Here is a 21,038-nt window from a genome sequence, read left to right on the forward strand (position 1 = left end):
TGGGTCATATGAGCGAAAACGCCCCAGAGCGAGCAAGGTGACGTGAAAGAGGAGGGCATAGGCCTTCTGGCCATGCCCGACGATTGAACGTCAGATTGCCGCTCTGGGGCGTTTGCAGCGTCGACTAGTTACGCGGTTTGGTGAAAACCGCGTAACCCTAGAGTTGACGTAAGCCCTCTTCCAGGCCGGTCTTGCTGTCGGTCTTCTCGTCGCGCATCTTGATGACGCGGGCGGGGACACCGGCCACGACGGCGCCGGCGGGGACGTCCTCGACGCACACGGCACCGGCAGCCACGACGGCGCCCTTGCCCACGCGCACGCCCTCCAAGACCACGGCGTTGGCGCCGATCATGACATCGTCCTCGATGATGACGGGCGTGGCGCTGGCGGGCTCCACGACGCCTGCCAGCACGGTGCCGGCGCCGATGTGGCAGTTCTTGCCCACGGTGGCGCGGCCGCCCAGCACGGCGCCCATATCGATCATGGAGCCTTCGCCAATGACGGAGCCGATGTTGATGATGGCGCCCATCATGATGACGGCGCGATCGCCGATCTCGACGCGGTCGCGGATGATCGCGCCCGGCTCGATGCGGGCGTTGATGCCCTTGAGGTCGAGCATGGGTACGGCGGAGTTGCGGCAATCGTTTTCAACGTCGTAGTAATCGATGGAGTCGGCGTTGGCGTCCAGGGTGGCCTTAAGCTCATCCCAGTCACCAAAAACAGTCTTGCCACGACGACCGCCATAGACGTGTGCGTTGCCCCACTGGACCTTCATGCCCGGCTTTTCGCGCACGTACAGTTTGACGGGCGTTTTCTTGGGCGCGGTGGCGATGTAGTTGATAATCTCCTGTGCATCCATCTCGGCTGCATTGCTCATTTGCTGTCTCTCCTTTGAGTGAATCCGGTTGATACCTGGTTAAGCAAACATGACCTGGTCGAACGTATAGAAGCCGGGCTCGCGGGTGACGAGCTTCTGCGCGGCTGCTAGGGCGCCGTTGACAAAGATCTGACGACTCGTGGCGCGGTGCGCGAGCGTAACCTCCTCGTCCTGGCCAAAGAAACTCACTTCGTGCACGCCGGCGACAGTGCCACCGCGCAGCGAGTGCATGCCGATCTCCTTGGGGTCGCGCGCTCCGCACATGCCCTCGCGGCCATAGACGGGGTGATAGCCTGCCTCGGGCTCGGCTTCGACGACGGCATCGAGCAGCAACTTGGCAGTGCCGCTGGGGGCATCGACCTTTTGGTTATGGTGCGTCTCGACGATTTCGCAGTCAAAGCCGGGCAGCTCGCGTGTGGCCTGGGCCACCAGATGACGCAGGGCTGCGATACCGATGGAGTAGTTTCCGGAGTGCATGACGCGGGCGTACTGACCCAGCTCGCGCAGGCGATCCATCTGCTCGGGTGTGTAGCCCGTGGTGCCCGAGACCAACGCCGCGCCCGTGCGCTCGACATGGGCGACGACAGCATCGAAGGTTGCAACGTTCGAGAAGTCGATGATGACGTCGGCTGCCGGGGCGTTCTCGAGCTCGGACAAGTCGAAGCCGATCTGGGCGACGATATCAAAAACGGGCTGACCGGCGGCGTCGACAACGCCCTCGGCGGTGGTGCGGATGAGCGAGCCCATGCGGCCCGTTCCCATAATGACGGTCTTAATCAAGCAGACCAGCTCCCTTCAGAGCATCGGTAAGTGCGGAGCGCGTGTCGTTGGCCATGGGGCACAGCGGCATACGGTAGTTTGCCTCGATCATACCCATTTGGGCGAGCGCTTCCTTGACGGGGATGGGGTTGACCTCACTAAAGAGGGCATTGATGAGCGGCTGGCCGGCAATCTGGATATCGCGGGCACGCGCCACGTCGCCGTCCAAATAGGCGCGGCACATGTCATGCACAAGCTGCGGCTGAATGTCTGCCCACACGCTGATAGTGCCCGAGGCGCCCAAGCTCATGAGCGGCACGGTAAGCGCGTCCTCGCCCGAGTACATGCGGAAGTCGTCGGACAGCAGGTGGGCGATCTTGGCCGCGTAGGCGACGTTGCCCGAGGCCTCCTTAATACCCATGATGTTGGGGTGCGCGGCCAAGCGTTCTACGTTGCGCTCGCTGATGCCGCAGCCGCAGCGGCCGGGGATGTTGTACAGGATGCAGGGGATGTCCACGGCATCGGCGACGGTCTTAAAGTGCTGATAGATACCCTCTTCGTTGGACTTGTTGTAGTAGGGGGTGATGAGCAGCAGGCCGTCGGCTCCCAGGCCTTGGTAGGTGAGCGACTTGGTGAGCATGGTCTGCGTGGAGTTGGAGCCCGAGCCGGCAATGACGGGGACGCGGCCTGCAACTTGCTTGACCACGGCGGCGACGACGGAGTTGTCCTCGTCATCGGTCATCGTGGCGCTCTCGCCGGTGGTGCCCAGGGTGAGGATGGCGTCGGTGCCGTTTTGCAGGTGGAAATCGATAAGGCGCCCGAGTGCGTCAAAGTCGACGCTGCCGTCCTTTTTAAACGGCGTAACAAGGGCGACGATTGAACCCTCGAGGTTGCGGATATCCATGTTCTTCTCCTTCGCTTCCGCGATCTGGATGCGTTTGTTCCATTGGGCGGCGACTGCCAGGCGCTCGTCCTGAGCGCGACGCCGAGCGCTTTCGGCACGCGATTTGGCCAGTAGCTCACGGCCGCACGGCAGCACGTCGAGCGTGGCAAAATAATCGCCCGGGCGCTCGGCGCGGCGGATAAGGTCGGCCGAGCCGTTAGGGCGCAGCAGCACCTCGGCGGAGCGCAGACGGCCGTTGTAGTTGTAGCCCATGGAGTAGCCATGCGCGCCGGTATCGTGGATCACAAGCAGGTCGCCCATGTCGATATGCGGCAGCTCGCGATCGATGGCGAATTTGTCATTGTTCTCGCATAGGTTGCCCGTGATGTCGTAGGTGTCCGTAACGGGTACTGCGGTCTTGCCGGCGCCACCCGGCTGGCCCATCACCGTAATGTGGTGGTAGGCGCCATACATGGCAGGGCGGATCAGATCGACGGCGCTTGCATCGACACCGATATAGTCCTTGTAGATCTGCTTCTCGTGGATGGCCTTGGTGACCAGGCAGCCGTAGGGGCCCATCATAAAGCGGCCCATTTCGGTGCAGATGGCCACATCGCCCATACCGGCGGGAACCAGGATCTCGTCGTAGGCCGCGTGCACCCCCTCGCCGATGGCGTGAATGTCGTTGGCCTGCTGCTCGGGTAGATAGGGGATGCCGACGCCGCCGGACAGATTGATGAAGGCAACATGTGCGCCGGTCTCGCGCTCCAGGCGCACGGCAAGCTCAAAGAGGATGCGCGCGAGCTTGGGGTAGTAGTCGTTGGTGACGGTGTTGCTGGCAAGGAATGCGTGGATGCCAAAGTCCTCGGCGCCCTTGGCTTTGAGTATGCGGAAGGCCTCGAAGAGTTGCTCGGTGGTCATGCCGTATTTGGAGTCGCCGGGGTTATCCATGATGCCGTTGGAGAGCTGGAACAGTCCGCCCGGATTAAAGCGGCAACTGACCGTCTTGGGGATGGGCCCCGCAACGCGCTCAAAGAACTCGATGTGGCTGATGTCGTCAAAGTTGACGATGGCGCCCAGTTTGTCGGCGAGCTCAAAGTCCGCTGCCGGCGTGTCGTTGGACGAGAACATGATGTCGTGTCCCGTGATGCCCAGCGAGCGGGCGATCATGAGCTCGGTGTAGCTTGAACAATCGCAGCCACAGCCGTATTCGTTGAGAATGGAAATGAGCGCCGGGTTGGGATTGGCCTTGACGGCAAAGTATTCCTTAAAGCCCGGGTTCCATGCAAAGGCATCGCGCACCTCTTGCATGTTGCGGCGGATGCCCGCCTCGTCATATAGATGAAACGGCGTGGGGAACTGCTCGACGATATGCTCGAGCGTCTCCTTGTCCACAAACGGCTGCTTGGCCGCATATGCCTCGTTGGGGGTCAATGCCATGTCCCGTAAACCTCGCTATCCAGACGGCGCCATCTGCGCATCGAATCCGCATAGCGTGGACCCAATGTCCGGATAGCGCTCCCGCATTGCTGCAGACAGTCCTGTGGGTGTTTCCCGCAGGCCCACCAGGTTTTTCGTGCCCGAAAAGCCCAGTTCGGCGGGTTTCGCCTCCCCGCGGGGTCAAAGCCTGCCGGCTCGCCCGCGGTTCTTCGTGCCCGCGCCTCTATCAAGTGGTAACGACCCTACCACGTTGCACTTTAGCAAACAAGAGTATTCGTATATAACGTTTAAAAAATGCAGCAATATGCTGGAAACATGTGTGCCACAATCCTGTATCACAATAAGTTGCAACAGATATGCCTCACGAAGGGATCCTCTATGACCGAGCTCCAAGAACTCCGTCGCTATCGCCGCGATCTCCATCGCATCCCGGAGCTCGATTTCGATCTTCCGCAAACCATAGCCTATATCGAGGGCGTGCTGGCACCGCTCGCTTGCGAGGTGACCCATCCGTGCCCCAGCTGCGTCTGCGCCTTCTTCGACTCTGGCGTTGGTGCCACGCATGCCACGGCGATTCGCGCCGACATGGATGCGCTACCCATTGTCGAGGCAACGGGTGCGGCCTTTGCCTCGACGCATCCCGGCAAGATGCACGCTTGCGGGCATGACGGACACATGGCTATGGCACTTGCCGCCGCGACGTATGTCGACCGCACGATTCGCGAGCAGCCGGGCGCCATGAGGCGCAACGTGCTCTTTGTGTTCCAGCCGGCCGAGGAAACGACCGGTGGCGCCAAGACGGTATGCGAGAGCGGCGTGTTCGAGCGCTATGGGGTCGACCGAATTTTTGGCTTTCACGTGTGGCCCGATTTGCCTGCCGGCACGTTGGCGAGTTGTTCCGGCCCGCTGCTGGCGCGTTCGAGCGAGACACACATCCATATTCACGGTACGAGTATCCATATTGCTAAGACCTATGGTGTGCCGGTTGGGGAGTCGCACGATGCGGCCTTGGCGGCAGCGAAGTTTTTGGTTGCCGAGCGCGAGCTGATGGACGAGCTGGGCACCGACGAGCCCTGTATCGGCAAGTTTGGTCTGCTGCAGGCCGGTACCGTCTGCAACACGGTGGCGGGGGAGGCCCATGTTGCCGGCAGCCTGCGTGTGTTTACAGACGACATGTTCGACCGGGCACGCGAGGGCGTGCGCCGCGTGCTGGACGATGCCTGCGCCGCAACGGGCTGCACGTACGATCTCGATTTTGCCGAGGGCTATCCGCCGGTCGACAACGACCCCGAGTTATTTGCCAATGTCGCGCCTGCCTTGCCCGAGCTGCAGCTCGTGGATGAGCCTTTGCTGATTGCCGAGGACTTCGCTTTCTATCAGCGCCATCTGCCGGGCGTGTTCTTCCTGCTGGGCACGGGCGTGCCGGAGGCGCAAGAAAACCCGATTGACGCTGATGGCTGCCCAGCCTATGCGATGAGCGCTCTTCACACTGATACTATGCTCTTTGATGAGGAAATTTTGCTCAAGGGCCTCGATGTCTACAAACGATTGCTTGACTTGGAGTGATGATGAAGCGCCGACAGACTGCCGTTTATAGTCCCGGTGGGTGTGGATGCGGCTTGTTGTTGCTTCCGGTTATTGCTGTGAGCATTGGCGTGATGTTTGTGCTTGCTGGGCTGGCTACGGCGGCACTCGTACTGTTTATCACTGCTATCGGCGTGACGATTTGGCTTTATCGCAGTCGTGAGCAGCGCCGCGCCGACGGTAAGACCAATGTAGGATGGATTGCCTTTTTGGCCATCGCCTACCTGCTGAGCATCAGCTATTTGGCCTTCTTTATCCTGTTGCTTGTGAGCACCTTTACCGGGGAATCCGTCACGGTGGGTTGATGCACTGCCAGCAGACGGTTGCGCAAAGTGCGTTTGCTCGGCGTTTGGATAACTGCATTGGCCGTTTACCGCAGCCTTAGCTCTCAGCTAATGAATTCAAGTTTAATCCTTCCTACGATGTGCTGTGTGCCGGCACGGTAGCCGGATCGTAGGAAGGATGCATGATGAAAAAGCTTGAAAACGAAGTGCTGCTGAGCCGTCGCGCTGCACTGGGCGCATTCGCCACCGTCGCCTTGGGGACTGCCGGTCTTCTTACCGGTTGTGGTAGCGATAAGGCGACCGTCACCGAGGACGCTGGCGATGGCGACAAGAAGGAAGAGGCGAAGAAGGAAGAGCAGTCTACGACTGACCTGGCGGTTGGTGCGACGGTGACCACGGCTGCCGGTCTTTCCGTCGTTGTCGATTCCGTCCAGCCCGGCCTCACAAATTATGACGGTTCGACCATGACGGGCATTCACGTCACGTACGTCAACAATGGTGATGAGGGCGCAGATTACAACATCTACGACTGGAAGGGCGAGGACGCCAACGGCGCTCAGCAGAATCAGGGTTACTACAGCGAGGGCTCCGATGAGCTGCAGTCTGGTACCCTTGCCGCTGGTGGCTCTGTGGCGGGCAATATCTACTTTGATGGCGATATCAAGAAGGCACTGTATTATGCCAACATGTTTGATAAGTCTGCCACTGCAAGCTGGGTGTTGGCCTAGCATGTCGCTACCGTTGCGCCGTATGGGAGGTGAAGTCGTATGTCCGATAAAAAGCTGACCGAGGAGTTGCTCAATGAGCTTCTCGATGCGCCGAACATCGATGGCTATATCAAAGAACACGACTTTGCCGCTCCGTCGCTTTCGAACTACCTGAAGCGGCTACTGCAGGAAAAGGGCTTGGAGCGCTCGCGCGTGGTTCGTATGGCCGATCTCAATGAGACCTTTGGCTATCAGATCTTTACCGGTGCGCGTCATCCGAGTCGCAATAAGGTGCTGCAGATTGCCTTTGCGATGGCGCTGACGCTCAAAGAGACCAACCGTGCGCTGACGGCTGCCGGGGTAAGCGTCCTTAACTGCAAGGACCGCCGCGATGCGATTATCATCTTTTGCATCGATCGCGGGTGCAGCCTCCAAAAGGTCAACGAGGAACTGTATCGCTTTGGCGAGGAGACGGTGAGTTAGCGGCTGATATCTGAGCCGGCGGAGCTGTCGAACAACGATGCAAACGAACGGGGCGCGGATGCCATGGGGTGTCTGCGCCCTGCGCTATGATGGAGGCTATGGATACTCAGACCCCAACATATTCCAATGACGAGCTGACCGCAGCGCTTGCCGAGCACCTGGCGTCGCTCGATCGCGACGACAGCTATCGCGTGGAGCGTGTACTTAAGCGCTCGTCCGTTGAAACAACCGAGCTCGTGTACTTTGAAGGAACCGGCGGTGGTTCGCTCGGCCCCTTTGTCCGTAAACGCATCGATGCTTCGGCTCAAATCGGCGGGGCATACGAGCGTCTGTTTGCCGCCCAGCGGGCAGGCAGGCGTTTTGAGCACCTGCCCAGAATCGTCGATTGTCGTCGTGTGGGCGACGAGCTCAACGTGGTTATGGAATACATCGAAGGGGAGACGCTCGGGGCGCTGGTGGACCGTCTGGGAGCCACCCCCGATTATGCGCACGAGTTGTATCCTGCCCTATGCGATGCCGTGGGCGAGCTCCACGCCGGTTTTGCAATGGCGGGGGAGACGTCGGCGCCGGTGATCCATCGCGACCTCAAGCCGTCGAATATCATCGTGACAGGTGCCAACTATACGCCTGATGACGGCCTGACGTTTTCATCGCTGGTGATTATCGACTTGGGGATCGCGCGCGTATGGCGCGATGGCGCCGATGCCGATACCGTCAAGTTTGGGACACGGCCCTATGCGCCGCCCGAGCAGTATGGGTTTGGGCAGACGAGCGTGCGCAGCGACGTCTACGCACTTGGAGCCCTGTTGTTCTTCTGCTTGACGGGAGTCGACCCTAAACCAGGGCTCGACATGCGCGAGCAATGCGAGGCACGCGGCATTCCCACTCCACTTGCCGATGCCGTCTGCATGTCGATGGCGCTCGACCCGGCCAAGCGTTTTGCGAGTGCGGAAGCGTTGGGACGGGCGACGCGCGCGGCATACGATCTAAGTCGCCCCGTGCGGCCTCCTGCGCCTGCGCCTGTCCGTACTCCGGCCTCGGAGACGGTGTTGACGCCCCAAGGGCTCCAGAACCCCACAGGGCTTCCTAGGCCTGCCGCCTCCGCTGCATGCGGTCTGCTCTCTCGCGTTCCGGAGTCTCTGGGGCGTATTTGGAATACGCTCGTCTGCTTCTCGCTGCTTGTGTTCTTTGCCGGAAGTCACTTTGCCGTCTTTCACCCCACGGGAGCAAACCAAAGCTACCCGACGTGGCTTCTCATAATCGAGTATTTTTTCTTTGTCGATGGCCTTATGGTGCTTATGCATTTTGCGCTGCTCGATAAGCGCCGCCTTCGTCGGCGATTCGCACTGCTCGACAGCTATCGCGGCAAGAAACTCGCGAAGCTCTGGCTCAAGGCATTGGGTGTGCTGCTCCTATGCATGATCGTTATAGTCGCGGTTGCCAATGCGACCGGCGTCGTCGATACCTCCGCTACCTAAAAGAAAAGGGCCCCGTTGGGGCCCTTTGCAGTTGCACTTAGATGCGGTTCATCTGAGCGGCGACTTTGTTGTACCAGTCCTGCCACGTGGGCGGGCAGTACTTTTTGGCCGCAGCCGGGGTAAGGGTGGAGCCGTAGTTGGCGCCCAGATAGGCAACGTGAGCGGAGATACCCTCGCTCCAGCTGCCAAAGCTGCGCCAACCGCCGCCACGTGCACTCCAGCCCCAGGCGTTGTAAGAATTGGCGCAATAAGCACCCTTGGTGCTCTCGATGCAGGCGATGGCGGGGGACCAACGGGGGTCGACACCGGTATTCCAAGCGGCGACGGCAAAGTTATAGCCCTGGCCTGCCATGGGGGAGCCGGCGAGATAATTGTCGATGCGGCTCGTCCACTCATTAATGAACGAATCGCAATCGGAACTACCGGTATTGGCGTTGTTCACCGTGGTGTCGATGGTGGTGTTGGTGTTGGTGGCCTGGCTGCTGGAATTGCTGCCGCTTACGCCCTCGCCCGAGAGCTTTTCGGCGGCAGCGGCCTTATCGGCCTCAAGCTTGGCAAGCTCGGCGGCATTTTCCTGCTCGGCTTTTGCCTGTGCCTCGCTGCGGAGCTGCTGGGCCTGCGTCAGCGCATCCTCGGCGTTTTTCTGCTCTGCCTCAAGCTGTGACTTGGCCTGCTGGAGCTCGGCCTTGTTCTGCTCGAGTTCGGTTTGCATGTTATTGAGCTGTTCGATCTCGTCGACGCTCGAGCTCGTGATCTGGTTGGTGTATTTGCAGGTCGTGATGAACTCACCCAGGCTCTGTGCGTTGACCAGGAAGCTCACGATGGGATTGGTGCCCTTCTGATACTTGTACAGATCGCGCATGGCGGAGCTTGCCTTGGCCTGCTGCTCGGGAAGCTTGGCCTCGATTTCCTCGATGCTTGCCTCATTGGAGTCAATCTGCTTTTGCAGGTCATCGAGTTTGGTGCGGGCGTCGTTGTAGGCGCTCGTGGCGGCTTCGATCTTCTGCTGGGCTGCGGAAAGCTGGTCCTGCGTTGCCTGCGAGGCGGCATACGCCGCAACGGGGGAGAGCATCGGCGTGGCCGTCAGCGCAACGGCGAGCGCGGCGCTCGTGATGATACGAGCCGGCTTCGACGCAATGAGCGCTGCGGTGCGATGATTCGAATGCTGCATCCAGTCCCTCTGCAATCAATCGTAGGTTATGGTTCGAGGTGTATTCTACTACTGCTTTCGACCTCAACTTGAACCTTAAAGGTCCCAAAGGGTCAAGTTGAACTTGAGGCTTTGGCTTTGACCTGCAGTTATGATGAATTGTTGAGAAACCATAGAGTTCAACTTTAACGTTACGGCACCCTATTGCAACGGGATTCTTGGCTGTAAAAGCTACTTCAACGTGGGATTTTGCAACTACAGGGTTCCTTCGCGACGAGCCTGCTCCACCTCTTTGAGTGCGTCGGCGGGAGTGAAGGAACAGGTGCCATCGCCGAGCTTGACCACCTGTATGTCGTCGCCGGTATGGGCTTCTCCGCCTTGTAGCACCACGCCGAAAATGCCCTCGTGGGGAAAGATACAGTCGCCGGCGAGATAGTAGATGGCACAGCGGGTGTGGCAGACCTTGCCGATCTGACTGATTTCGACCAGGACATCGTTGCCAATCTTGAGCTGCGTTCCCAGGGGGAGCGAGAGCAGGTTGATGCCCTGGGTTGTGAAGTTCTCGCCAAAGTCGCCCTCGTGCACATCGAGCCCGCGCGCCTGCGCCGTCTGGATAGACTCTGCAGCTAAAAAGGAAACCTGGCGGTGCCAATGCCCGGCGTGCGCATCGGAGGCGAGGCCAAACTGCTCGATGACGGTGTCGTGCCCGTCGGCGACGGGTGACTTACGCGTGCCTTTGTGCTCCGACGTGTTGATTGAGACGATACGGGCAGGCCCGTTGTAAGCATCGTTTGCGGTGCGTAGGGGAGCTGCCGTCTGGGCACGATCTGCAAGTTCGCGCTTGGCGGCGTCAATGATGGGGTTGTTGATCGGATGAGCCTGGGGCACGGTGCACCTTTCGACGGGGCGGGCTACATGTTGAATCCTACAACAACGGTAGGTTCATTGCCCATTGTCATACAACGGTGGGCGCCGTCTTCGTGCTGGACGATTACGTCGATTGCCATAGATACGGTGGAGCTTTGGGCGCCGGCGGCTTGGCACGCTAGAATAAATCAGTTGCGCAAAGACCGCCCGTTGTGTGGGCAGTTCATGATAGGAAGTTTCCATGGCATTGCAATTTACAGAGCGCGAGTTCATTCCCGTGCTGCTTGGTGGCGACATCAACGCCTATTCGGTGGCGCGCGCCTTCTACGAGGAGTACCAGGTCAAGAGTCTGGTCTTTGGCAAGTATCAGACGGGTCCTGCGTACCGCAGCCAGATTATCGACTACACGCCCAACGTGGATATCGATACCATGCCCGTGATGCTCAAAACCGTCAACGGCATTGCCCAAGCGCATGCCGATAAGACGATTGTCCTTGTGGGCTGTGGCGACAACTATGTCGCTCTCGTGGCTCAAGCCAAGGATGCCCATGAGTTGGCGGATAACATCGTCGCGCCTTACGCTCCCTATAGCATGCTTGAGCAGTGCCAGAAGAAGGAGATCTTCTACGAGCTGTGCGAGAAGCATGGCGTGCCCTATCCGCACACGTTTACCTTTACCAAGGCGATGCTCAATGCCCAGGGTGAGGCGCCTGCCGAAGTGCTCGACCAAATCGATTTTCCTTACCCGATGATTCTGAAGCCTTCTGACGGCATCATGTGGTGGCAGCACGAGTTCGAGGGCCAGAAGAAGGCCTATGAGATTGCCGACCGCGCCGAGCTGGAACAGGTCATTCGCGATTCGTATGCCAGCGGCTACACCGACGATCTGATTTTGCAGGACCGCGTGCCCGGCAACGACGAGTACATGCGCGTGCTCACCAGCTATTCCGACCGCAACGGCAAGGTGTGCATGATGTGCCTGGGCCATGTGCTGCTCGAGGAGCATCAGCCCCACGGTGTCGGCAACCATGCCTGTATCATTACCGAGCCCAACGACGAGCTCATGGGCGGCGTGCGCAAGTTGCTCGAGGACCTTCACTTTGTGGGCTATTCCAACTTTGACGTAAAGTACGACGAGCGCGACGGCTCGTTTAAGTTCTTCGATTTCAACACGCGCCAGGGCCGCAGCAACTACTACGTTACCAACAGCGGCTTTAACGTTGCCAAGTATGTGGTGGACGAGTATGTGTTCAACCGCCCGTTTGAGCCGGAGTTTGTGACGGCGCAGGACGAGGCCCTGTGGATGGTCGTTCCCATGGGCGTCGTCGACAAGTACGTCAAGGATCCCGAGCTGCGCGCTAAGGTGCATCGCCTGGACAAGGAAGGCAAGGGCGCCGACCCTTCGTTTATGAAGGGCGACTTTGTCTTTAACCGCTGGCTGCGCATGTGGCACACCAAGCTGCGCCACTTTAAGCTGTTCAAGACGTATTACAAGTAGATGAGCGCGGCGCCCGTCCGGTTTGCATCGGGCGGGCGCGGGTATGATACGCGCAATTGCGCAAGCGTCACCAAGGAGGCGGCGATGGAAAAGCTGGGAGTTATCGGCGGCATGGGCGCCGAGGCCACGTCGTATTACTACGACCAGGTGGTGCGTCATACGGCTGCTGCCTGCGATCAGGAACATATCGACATGGTGGTGCTCTCCAAGTCGACCATGCCCGACCGCACGTTGGCCATTAAGACCGGCGAGCATGCCAAGCTGCTGGCGACCATGAAAGAGTGTGCCCAGGCACTCGAGTCGCTGGGCTGTGCGCACATTGCCATTCCCTGCAACACGTCGCACTACTTCTACGACCAGATCCAGTCGTTTACGAAGGTGCCGATTATCCACATGCCGCGTGAGTCGGTGCGCTATGCCCTTGCGGGTGCGGTGATGGGGGAGTGCGAGTTCGACCCCAACCTGAGTATGCCGGCCGAGCCGGTGCACAAGATTGGCATTATGGGAACCGATGGAACCGTGGGCGCGGGCGTCTACGGACGCGAATGTAAGGCTGCGGGTGTTGAGGTTGTCTATCCCAGCGAGAAACGTCAGAACGATGTGATGTCGCTTATCTACGATGACGTGAAGGCCGGACGTGAGCCCGATATGGATAAGTTCGACCGCGTGATGTGGGAGTTCGCCCGTAGCGGCTGCGACCGCGTCATTCTGGCCTGCACCGAGCTATCGGTGCTGCAGAAGTACCGAGAGATGCCCGAGATCACCCTCGACGCCATGGACGTCCTGGTGCGCGAATCCATCATCCGCAGCGGCGCCCCCTACCGCCTCTAGCTTCCGACCCGCCAAAAAGGGACAGGTTTATTTTTGGTAGGTATTATCTGGGGAAACAGTAAAGGCCTCGGCTCGTTTGGTGCGAGCCGAGGCCTTTTGCGTTGGGTGGTTGCTGTCGGTGGTGAACTAGAACAGGAAGCCGATGGCGATGAGGGCGATGCTGACGATGAGCACGGCGATGTCCAGATCCTTGATGGGATAGCGCTTGTACGAGCTGGCGCGTGTGCGCAGATAGAAGCCGCGCTGTTCTGCCGCCAAGGCTGTGGCATCGGTCTTGCCCACGCTCGAGATGAGCAGTGGCACGCACAGTGGCAGCATGAGCTTAAGCTTCTTGATGGGGTTCTTGGTATCGTACTCGACGCCGCGTGCGGTCTGCGCCTCCATGATGGCATTCATCTCCTGACCAAACACCGGTACAAAGCGCAGCGCCGTGGTAAAGGTGAAGGCATAGCGATACGGCACATGCAGCACCTCGACGCAGGCGTTGGCAAGGTCGTTGAGCTTGGTCACCATGAGCATGAGGATGAGTGGTAACGCCACACCCAGCAGGCGCAGGCAGGCCTTCGATCCCGTGATGAGGCCCGTGTCGGTGATAAAGCTCCACACCACGTTGCCATCGCGCATAAAGGCTAGCTGGAGCACCAGCATGATAAGCGCGAGCGGAATCAGCAACTTGAGCAGCGAGAGCAGACGATCGACGACGCCGGCATAGGCACCCAGTGCAAGGGTGAGTGCCAAAAAGCCCAGCAGCGCTACGTAGGTGTCGGACAAGAAGATGCCGACGATGATGGCGGCGGCAAGGCCCAGCTTGACGACCGGGTTCAAGCGGTGCAGCAGTGTATCGCCCGGCATATAGTCGATGACGTTAACCACGGTGGACCATCTCCTCGGTAATGCGAACGATATCGGTGACCTCGCTCACCTGTGCAAAGGCGGGAGAGACGGAGGATGTCAGGCGACGAGAAAGCTCTATGACCTGGGGCGGCTCAACGTAGGCGCGCTGCATGAGCTCGATGTTCGAGAACAGCTCGTGCGTGCGGCCGCGCTCGAGGATGCGGCCGTCGGCCATTACTACAATGCGCTCGGCGAAGTCGGAGACGACTTCCATGTCGTGGCAGACCATGATGACGGCGCAGCCGCGCTCGGCCATGGTGCGCACCGTTTCCATCACGGTCATGCACTCGCGGTAGTCAAGGCCGCTCGTAGGCTCGTCGAGCACCACGATTTTGGGCTCTACGACCACGACGGAGGCGAGTGCCACCATCTGGCGCTGGCCGCGCGAGAGCGAGAAGGGCGCCTCGTCGGCCGGCAAACCAAAGCGGTCGATGACGAGCTGGGCGCGACGCAGCGCCTCGGCACGGTCGATGCCGGCAAGCTCCAGGCCAAAGGCGACCTCGTCGAGCACGGTGTCCTTGCAGATCTGGCGGTCGGGGTTTTGGAAGAGGGTTGCGACTTCGCGGGCGATGCGGCTCGTGGGAACGGCTGCGGTATCCAGTCCCGTGACGCGCACGCTGCCCGAGGCGGGCTTAAGCAGGCCTGTGAGCAGCTTGGTGAGCGTGGTCTTGCCGGCGCCGTTTTGGCCGACGATGCCCACGAGCTCGCCGGGATAGAGGGTCAGGTTGAGGTCGTGGACGGCGCCGCCGCCATTGGGATAGGCAAACTCAACGTGATTGAAGGTGAGCATGGGCTCGGCGTCCTTGGCGTGCGGGCGCAACGACGGTGCGTGCGGTGAGCCGGCGGGTGCCTGAGTGTCGCTGCTTGCGTGTGCGGGGTCGACGATGCCTGTAATCAGGCGCTCGGCCTCATCAACATCCAAACAGGGAGTGCCGCTGGCCAGGCCATCCGCCTCGAGGCTGTTGAAAATGCGCGTGACACGCGGGCAATCGACGCCGATGGCGCGGAGCTCATCGGCGTGCGCGAAGACCTCGTGCGGCTCGCCCTGTAGCGCGATTTCGCCATGATTGAGCACGAGCACGCGGTTGCAATACTCCGAAAGCAGGGCGACTTTTTGCTCAACGACGACGATGGTGATGCCGAGTACACGGTTGGCCTCGCGCAGGGTCTCGAAGACCAGCGTGGAGCTGGCGGGGTCGAGTGCTGCGGTTGGTTCATCGAGCACCAGCACACGCGGACGCATGGCGAGGATGGCGGCGATGGCAACCTTTTGCTTTTGGCCGCCCGAAAGCGTGGCGATCTCGCGGTCGCGCAGGTCGCTGATGCCGACGGTCTTAAGCGTCTCGCTCACACGTTGCTCGATCTGGTCGTGGGGAACGCCAAAGTTTTCCAGGCCGAAAAGCATCTCGTCCTCGACGACCGAGGCGACCATTTGCGTGTCGATGTCCTGCAACACGCTGCCGACGATCTGCGACACATCGGTGAGCGAAACTTCACAGGTGTCGTTGCCGTCGACAGTGACGGAGCCAAAGAACGTGCCGGTGTAATGGTGGGGTACGGCTCCCGACAGGCAGGCGGCAAGTGTGGACTTGCCGGCGCCCGAAGGCCCGATAATGCCGATAAAATCTCCCCTGTTCACGCCGAGCGAGATATGCTTAAGCGCCTGCTCGGTCTGCGTGCCATAGGAGAACGAGACATCGTCGACGTTGATGATCGTTTCCATGGATACCTTTCATAGTCATCGGGGACGTTCTTACATGACCAGTCGTTTAAGAACGTTCCCAAAAGCTCGTTGTTTGGGACAGTCTTTGGTGGTGAAGCGCGGAGACGGCTTTACGAGGTGCCCCAGGTTGGCGCGAAAGAGGACCGAGGCGTACTTGGGTACGCGAGCGACGAATGAACGCCAAGATGGGGTGGCTCGTAAAGCCGGGCAGGTTAGTTGAGCTTAAGGGACTTCTGGATGGGCAGGTAGAGAGCGCCGACCAGGATGGCGTTAAAGACGGCGGTCATGGCGACAACGGGCAGCATGGCAGCGGCGAGCTCGCTCACCACGCCGAGCATGGCCATCTTGATGACCATGAAGATGACGCCCGAGACAAAGGTGGTCACGAAGGCTGCGACGATGGCGACGGCGGGCTTAACCTGGCCGTCCTTGGCGGCAGCGTTGACAATGACGGCCATGAGCATGGCAGCGATGCCCTCGGCGGCAAAATCGACAAACGGCGAGGTGGTGGTGATCTGGATCACGGCGGCCGAGATCAGGCCGATGACGAGTGCCTGACCGATGTTGGGGCGAACGACCAGGATGGTGAGGCAGAAGGCCGAGATAATGAACTCGGGGCTGATCATGCCGCCCGAGATGCCGGAGATGGCCTTGCCGACGGTGAAGTTGAGGCTGAAGCCGGCGGCAAGCAGGATGGCGAGCAAGACGAGGGCACGGACGTCGAGTTTGCCGCGGTCGGCGGTCTGGACGGTGCGGGGCTGGGCGGTGGTGGTGTTCTGAGACATGGTGAAAATCCTTTCGGAGGGGAAGTGCAAGAGAAGAAAGCGGAGGCGCGTGATGCGAATGCGATCGGGCTCGAGATAGAAAAAGGCCCCCGGTCGAAACCGGAGGCCTTCCAATCACCTAGAGCGCAAAACAGGCGTGAGGGACTCACCGTCGACCGATCGTATTCGCATCACGCCACCACCAGTTGTTGAGAGACTTCATCGTGTTCTTCATGTTGGTGGCTCCTTTCGTGATGCCGCGGCGCGGTCGCACCTAGTTGCTGTTGCGCTGCACTATAGCACAGCGAAGTGTGTACAGGGAAATCTTTTTTGAAAAGATTTCGGCGACGTTTCCCGCCGGTCGAACGGGCGGCTGGGTGGGCGGGCGACCTTGGCCTTCCCGCCCGCGCCTTAAGGTGAGGGGTTCTTAGGCCTTTTTGCGACGATAGAGCACGAAGCCGCAGACACCGATGACGACGACGGCGCCAACGGCCATGGCGGCCATGTTGTTGCCCTCGGACTTCTCCTCGGTTGCCTCTTCTTTAACATCGGGCTCGGCTACATCCTCATCGGAGAGGGCCTCGTCGGCGTAGGTGATGGACTCGACCAGGCAGTCGTTGTCGGCATCGTAGTCACTCGGGACGAACTCCTCGGAGAAGTCGCCCTCCTTGAGGTAGTCACGCATCTCCTCGAGCATGGCCTTGCACTTGAGGTAGGTGTTCTTGGTGGCAGCCTTGCCGGCCTTGTTGGCCAGGGCGGTGCGCGCCTCGGTGTCCTCGGCGGCCTGCATGGCCTCGTCGACGGTCAGGTTCTGCTCGATGAGCTCCTTCTGCAGCGCATCGAGGTAGGCGCGGACGCCGGTGGCGCAGTGGTCGCGGTTCTCATAGGCGAGCGTGTTGATGTCCATGAGGACGTAGTTGATGGAGTTCTTGGGCTCCTCGTTGTTCACGACGTCTTCCTCTTCGCAGTGATCGAAGGAGACATCCTGATCGCTAAAGTAGGGGCTGACCTCGGTGAGCAGTGCGGAGTAGAGGGGGATGGCGACGGAGAACTCGGCGTTGGAGAGCATCTCCCACTGGATGGTCGCGATCTCGGGATCCATGCCCTGACGGATCTGGAAGGTGTGGATCTCGGTGTTGCGGTTGGAGCCGATGGCGTAGGCGCCGTCGGTGTTGGCGTTGAGGCCGGCGACATTCTCGCCGCGAGCGGCGAAGGAACGGATCATCTCAAAGGTGTTCCAGTCGGACTTGCCGGGCTGGAAGAACAGCGGCTGCATCTCGTGGACCAGAGCGCCGGTCGTGGCGCGAGCGTCTTCTCGCTCGTCCTTGACGATCTCGTAGTCGGTGCCTTCAGCCAGCGGGGCCATGAAGTAATCGCGACCCTGGATATAGCGCGACCACTGGTGCATACCGGCCTCGCCAATCTCCTCGCCGTAGGTCTTGGCGACGTCGAACTTGCCGTCGGTGTACTCGGCAAAGCCCTTCTCCTTGGGCATGGACTCGATGCCCTCGGAATGGAGGCAGTTCTCGGTGTCATCGAGGTCGACGTTATAGGTGAGGTTGCCGATGTTGGGGTTGAGCGAGGCGATGTCATCAGCGAGCTTCATGGCAATCCACTGATGGCCGGAAAGCGCGGCGAACAGCCAGGTCTCGGTGCTGTCGGCGATGATGATCTGGTCGTTGGAGCAGACGCCCTGCTCGTCGATTAGGCTGCCGATGAGCTCGACGCCCTCGCGGGCCGTGGCGCTCTCGCCCAGGATGACGCTGGCATAGCTGTACTCGCCAATGCCAGTCTCCTCGGTGATGGGGTCGGCCTCTTCGGCCTTCTCGTTATAGGAGGTGCTCAACGTGGCAGAGCAGGAGACGCCCTTCTCGTTGATGCCGGCCTCGGAATATGCGTCGTAGCGATTTTCCCACTGCGAGGGGTTGTCGCGAACGAAGGTGTAGCGGTAGGTTGCGCCCTTGGACTTGTACTCAAAACCGGACTCGACCGATGTGTACTCGTTGCCGTCCTTGTGTGCGGGCTCAATGCCAAAGTGCTTAACATAGCGCGGACCGAAGTCCTCGGAACGGCCGTAGTATGTGTTGCCGTCTGCCGTGAGCTTGCTGCCCATGTAGATCTGGGTGCAGGCGAGTGCCGAAGTCGGCATGGCCATGATGGCCGCTGCTCCAAACGCAAGGCCGCAGCCGAGCTTTTTGAGCGTGTTGACAGGATGAGTAAACCTCATGATCCCTCCCAACTGTTGAGACCCCGCAAAACTGTGCGGAATCTCAGCTAATAAATACACCTATTAGCCTATCGGAAGTCTAAGAAGTATTCATTAAATTTGATGAAATACTCGATGAGCGTCCTAAAATATGCGATGAGCGGACAATAATACTCATTATCTAGCTTTATTTAAATAAAGACGCCCTGCAATTACTGTGCCTGAATAAAGTGCCTTGCACGGGGTGCAAAGAAAAATCCCCCGCAGTTTGGCAAATGCATAAACAACGGGGGAGACGATAATTGGATGAATATCATACCAATGTGGAATTACTTCTTCCGGCGGTGGATTACGTTAATCGCATAGCCGACGAGCATGGCCAGAACAATAACGATAAAGCCAATCAGGGGGTTGTCGTTCATGGGGTCCTCCTATTTTCCGAGCGGGGAGAATTCGTCGACGATGAGGTCGAGGCATTGCGGAAGCGCGCGGGCACCAAAGACGCCCGAGTTGCTGGAGATGATCTCGCCATCGAACTGCATGCCCAGCGACGGCGTGCAGGTGATCTTGGCTTCCTTGGTCTGGATGATCTTGAACTGCGGACGGCCGAGCACCTTGCCGGCGGGGTCGAGTGCGGCGGTGATCACGGTGGGCAGGAGCTGGACGGTTTTTACGGGCTCGATGACCGCGATGTCGACCATGCCGTCGTTCATGCGGCAATCGGGGAACAGGTTGATGTCGTTTTGAATGACCGAGGTGTTGCCGGCCATGCAGCAGATGCCATCGAGCTCCTCGACAATGCCGTCATGCTCAATCGTAAAGTGCGCCACCGTGGGGTTGGGTGTGGCGAGCGCCGACAGGAAATAGGCAATCTCACCGATGTCGTTTTTGGTGGGGGCGGCCTTCATCATGATCTCGGCGTCGAAGCCCGAGCCGGCGATGATGATAAAGCCGTGGCGCTTTTCGTTGCCGTTCTCGTCGAGCCAAAAGAGCTCGCCCATGTCCACTTTGACCGTGCGACCGGCGCGGCAAGCCTTGGCAAGCGCCGCTGCCTCGGGGGCATTGCCAATGTTGTTGAAGAACAGGCAGGCCGTGCCGGAGGGGAAGACGAGCGTGGGGATGCCGCACCCGCGCATCTGGTCGAGCACGTTGGAGACGGTGCCGTCGCCACCCGAAACGACCACGCGATCAAACTCGCGCACGTCTGCCACGGCGTCCTCGGGTTCCATGCCATCGCCGATAAAACGCATCACGACCTCGTCGCCGCCCTGCGCGAGGGCGTGCGTGAACGCGTAGATTTCATCTGAGCTGGGGCCCGATGCCGGGTTGTGGATGATAAGGCAGCGCATACTTACGTTCCCGTTCTGTGACTAACCGAGTATAGTTGTAGGGCAATGCCGATATCCTACCCGTGTTTTTCGGGCCTAACCTTATTCGATGGGTTGATATGTACATTTCCACACATCAGGCTCTACTCGACTTTTGCCAGCGCGCCCGCGAGTTCGACGCGATTGCCGTCGATACCGAGTTTTTGCGCGAACGCACGTTCCATCCGCGCCTGTGCTTGGTCCAGATTGCCACCCCTGCCGAGAGCGTGGCGGTCGACCCTCTGGTGATCGACGACCTGTCGCCGCTCGCCGAGCTTATGGGCGATGAGAGCGTGACCAAGGTGTTTCACGCCTGCTCGCAGGATATGGAGGTTATGCTCCATACCGTGGGCGTGCTGCCGCGCCCTATTTTTGACACACAGGTTGCCGCCGCCTTTTTGGGCGAGCGCCAGCAGATTTCCTACGGCGCGCTCGTGCAGACGTTTTGTGGCGTTTCGTTGCCTAAGACCGAGTCGCTGACCGACTGGTCGCGCCGCCCGCTGACCGATAAACAAATCGAGTACGCGATCGATGACGTCAAGTACCTGATCGTCGCCTATACCGAGATGATGAGTCGCCTGCGCGAGCTGGGCCGGGTGGACTGGGTGCTCGATGAGTTGCGTCCGCTGGCCGACGAGTCGCACTACCGCGCCGACCGCCATGAGGCATTCCGCAAGGTCAAGCGCATCAACTCGTGTAGCCGCCATCAGCTGGGCATCGCGCGCGAGCTTGCCGCTTGGCGCGAGGACCGCGCCGAGCGCCGCAACATCCCGCGCAAGTGGGTTATGTCCGACGATACGCTGCTGGCCCTGGTTAAACGTAATCCCGTGCGTGTCGAGGAGTTCCGCAGCATCCGCGGCACCGATCAGCTGGGGGAGCGCGACGTGGACGGCGCGCTGATGGCCATTAAGCGCGGCGCGAGCTGTCCGCACGATCGCCTGCCGCTCATGGTGCGCGGGCACCGTCAGATTTCGCCGGAGCTGGAGAGCGTGACTGACCTTATGTATGCGCTTATCCGCCTGGTTGCCGAGCGCTCAGGCGTTGCGACCTCGGTCATTGCCTCGCGCGATGACCTGGCCGACTACATTGAGCATCCCGAGCAGAGCCGCCTGCGCGAAGGTTGGCGCTTTGAGCTTGTGGGCTCGCGCCTGGACGATCTGCTTTCCGGCAATATGGGGTTGACGGTGAAGGACGGCAAAATCGAGCTCCTGTAGGGAAGCCTAGCCGGTTGAGTGGGTAAAAT

General features: G+C 59.9%; 18 protein-coding genes and 1 riboswitch. Of the genes, 8 read left to right on the forward strand and 10 right to left on the reverse strand.

Going from position 1 to position 21,038, the window contains the following annotated elements:
• Positions 1 to 157: 157 nt before the first annotated feature.
• From dapD to dapA, 3 genes are read right to left on the reverse strand one after another with little or no spacing between them, the layout of a single operon-like run.
• Positions 158 to 877, reverse strand: coding sequence for a 2,3,4,5-tetrahydropyridine-2,6-dicarboxylate N-acetyltransferase (gene dapD, locus PMX21_RS00500; RefSeq protein ID WP_271757080.1), 720 nt, complete (start codon positions 875 to 877; stop codon positions 158 to 160).
• 39 nt (positions 878 to 916) lie between these two features.
• Positions 917 to 1,657 carry a 4-hydroxy-tetrahydrodipicolinate reductase gene (dapB, locus tag PMX21_RS00505; RefSeq protein ID WP_271757083.1) on the reverse strand — a complete coding sequence of 247 codons (741 nt, stop codon included), beginning with the start codon at positions 1,655 to 1,657 and terminating at the stop codon, positions 917 to 919.
• Positions 1,650 to 3,959 (reverse strand): 4-hydroxy-tetrahydrodipicolinate synthase, encoded by a 2,310-nt coding sequence (dapA, locus tag PMX21_RS00510; protein WP_271757086.1) that lies wholly within the window; start codon positions 3,957 to 3,959, stop codon positions 1,650 to 1,652. The genes dapB and dapA overlap by 8 nt, the downstream gene beginning before the upstream one ends.
• Before the next feature lie 65 nt (positions 3,960 to 4,024).
• A riboswitch (Lysine riboswitch) is annotated at positions 4,025 to 4,193 on the reverse strand.
• Between the two features lie 144 nt (positions 4,194 to 4,337).
• Between dapA and PMX21_RS00515 the strand changes: the two genes are divergently transcribed.
• From PMX21_RS00515 to PMX21_RS00535, 5 genes are all read left to right on the forward strand, one after another.
• Entirely contained in the window at positions 4,338 to 5,525 is a 1,188-nt protein-coding gene (locus PMX21_RS00515) for an N-acetyldiaminopimelate deacetylase (protein WP_271757089.1), read from the forward strand.
• A gap of 53 nt (positions 5,526 to 5,578) precedes the next feature.
• Positions 5,579 to 5,848: a hypothetical protein gene (locus tag PMX21_RS00520; RefSeq protein ID WP_271757092.1), complete on the forward strand. Its 270-nt coding sequence runs from the start codon at positions 5,579 to 5,581 to the stop codon at positions 5,846 to 5,848.
• A 164-nt stretch (positions 5,849 to 6,012) separates the two neighbouring features.
• Complete coding sequence (locus PMX21_RS00525; protein ID WP_271757095.1) at positions 6,013 to 6,555, forward strand: DUF4352 domain-containing protein; 543 nt, start codon at positions 6,013 to 6,015, stop codon at positions 6,553 to 6,555.
• A gap of 39 nt (positions 6,556 to 6,594) precedes the next feature.
• The gene (locus tag PMX21_RS00530; protein WP_271757098.1) at positions 6,595 to 7,017 is read left to right on the forward strand and encodes an XRE family transcriptional regulator; all 423 of its coding nucleotides are present in this window, start codon (positions 6,595 to 6,597) and stop codon (positions 7,015 to 7,017) included.
• A gap of 98 nt (positions 7,018 to 7,115) precedes the next feature.
• Positions 7,116 to 8,495, forward strand: a complete 1,380-nt coding sequence (locus tag PMX21_RS00535; RefSeq protein ID WP_271757102.1) for a serine/threonine protein kinase — start codon at positions 7,116 to 7,118, stop codon at positions 8,493 to 8,495.
• Positions 8,496 to 8,532: 37 nt separating this feature from the next.
• Here PMX21_RS00535 and PMX21_RS00540 read toward each other — a convergent pair whose 3' ends face one another.
• Both PMX21_RS00540 and PMX21_RS00545 read right to left on the reverse strand, forming a co-directional pair.
• The gene (locus tag PMX21_RS00540) at positions 8,533 to 9,666 is read right to left on the reverse strand and encodes a coiled-coil domain-containing protein (protein ID WP_271757104.1); all 1,134 of its coding nucleotides are present in this window, start codon (positions 9,664 to 9,666) and stop codon (positions 8,533 to 8,535) included.
• Between the two features lie 234 nt (positions 9,667 to 9,900).
• Positions 9,901 to 10,533 (reverse strand): MOSC domain-containing protein, encoded by a 633-nt coding sequence (locus PMX21_RS00545; RefSeq protein WP_271757106.1) that lies wholly within the window; start codon positions 10,531 to 10,533, stop codon positions 9,901 to 9,903.
• A 220-nt stretch (positions 10,534 to 10,753) separates the two neighbouring features.
• Between PMX21_RS00545 and PMX21_RS00550 the strand changes: the two genes are divergently transcribed.
• Together PMX21_RS00550 and PMX21_RS00555 are read left to right on the forward strand one after the other, a co-directional pair.
• The gene (locus PMX21_RS00550; RefSeq protein ID WP_271757109.1) at positions 10,754 to 12,010 is read left to right on the forward strand and encodes a carboxylate--amine ligase; all 1,257 of its coding nucleotides are present in this window, start codon (positions 10,754 to 10,756) and stop codon (positions 12,008 to 12,010) included.
• A gap of 84 nt (positions 12,011 to 12,094) precedes the next feature.
• Positions 12,095 to 12,841, forward strand: a complete 747-nt coding sequence (locus PMX21_RS00555) for an aspartate/glutamate racemase family protein (RefSeq protein ID WP_040358337.1) — start codon at positions 12,095 to 12,097, stop codon at positions 12,839 to 12,841.
• A 126-nt stretch (positions 12,842 to 12,967) separates the two neighbouring features.
• Here PMX21_RS00555 and PMX21_RS00560 read toward each other — a convergent pair whose 3' ends face one another.
• From PMX21_RS00560 to PMX21_RS00580, 5 genes are all read right to left on the reverse strand, one after another.
• Positions 12,968 to 13,714, reverse strand: a complete 747-nt coding sequence (locus PMX21_RS00560; RefSeq protein WP_271757111.1) for an energy-coupling factor transporter transmembrane component T family protein — start codon at positions 13,712 to 13,714, stop codon at positions 12,968 to 12,970.
• Positions 13,707 to 15,458 (reverse strand): ABC transporter ATP-binding protein, encoded by a 1,752-nt coding sequence (locus PMX21_RS00565; RefSeq protein ID WP_271757113.1) that lies wholly within the window; start codon positions 15,456 to 15,458, stop codon positions 13,707 to 13,709. The genes PMX21_RS00560 and PMX21_RS00565 overlap by 8 nt, the downstream gene beginning before the upstream one ends.
• Positions 15,459 to 15,670: 212 nt before the next feature.
• Positions 15,671 to 16,243, reverse strand: coding sequence for a hypothetical protein (locus PMX21_RS00570; RefSeq protein WP_271757116.1), 573 nt, complete (start codon positions 16,241 to 16,243; stop codon positions 15,671 to 15,673).
• A 406-nt stretch (positions 16,244 to 16,649) separates the two neighbouring features.
• On the reverse strand, positions 16,650 to 18,449 hold the full coding sequence (locus PMX21_RS00575; RefSeq protein ID WP_271757119.1) for a C69 family dipeptidase: 1,800 nt from the start codon (positions 18,447 to 18,449) through the stop codon (positions 16,650 to 16,652).
• A 410-nt stretch (positions 18,450 to 18,859) separates the two neighbouring features.
• Positions 18,860 to 19,777, reverse strand: a complete 918-nt coding sequence (locus PMX21_RS00580) for a diacylglycerol/lipid kinase family protein (protein ID WP_271757122.1) — start codon at positions 19,775 to 19,777, stop codon at positions 18,860 to 18,862.
• A gap of 98 nt (positions 19,778 to 19,875) precedes the next feature.
• On the opposite strand from PMX21_RS00580, the gene rnd reads away from it, so the two are divergent.
• Positions 19,876 to 21,009 (forward strand): ribonuclease D, encoded by a 1,134-nt coding sequence (gene rnd / locus PMX21_RS00585; protein WP_271757125.1) that lies wholly within the window; start codon positions 19,876 to 19,878, stop codon positions 21,007 to 21,009.
• The last annotated feature ends 29 nt before the right edge of the window (positions 21,010 to 21,038 follow it).

Origin of the sequence: Collinsella aerofaciens (assembly GCF_028209885.1) — a bacterium.
GTDB classification, from domain to species: domain Bacteria; phylum Actinomycetota; class Coriobacteriia; order Coriobacteriales; family Coriobacteriaceae; genus Collinsella; species Collinsella aerofaciens_BA.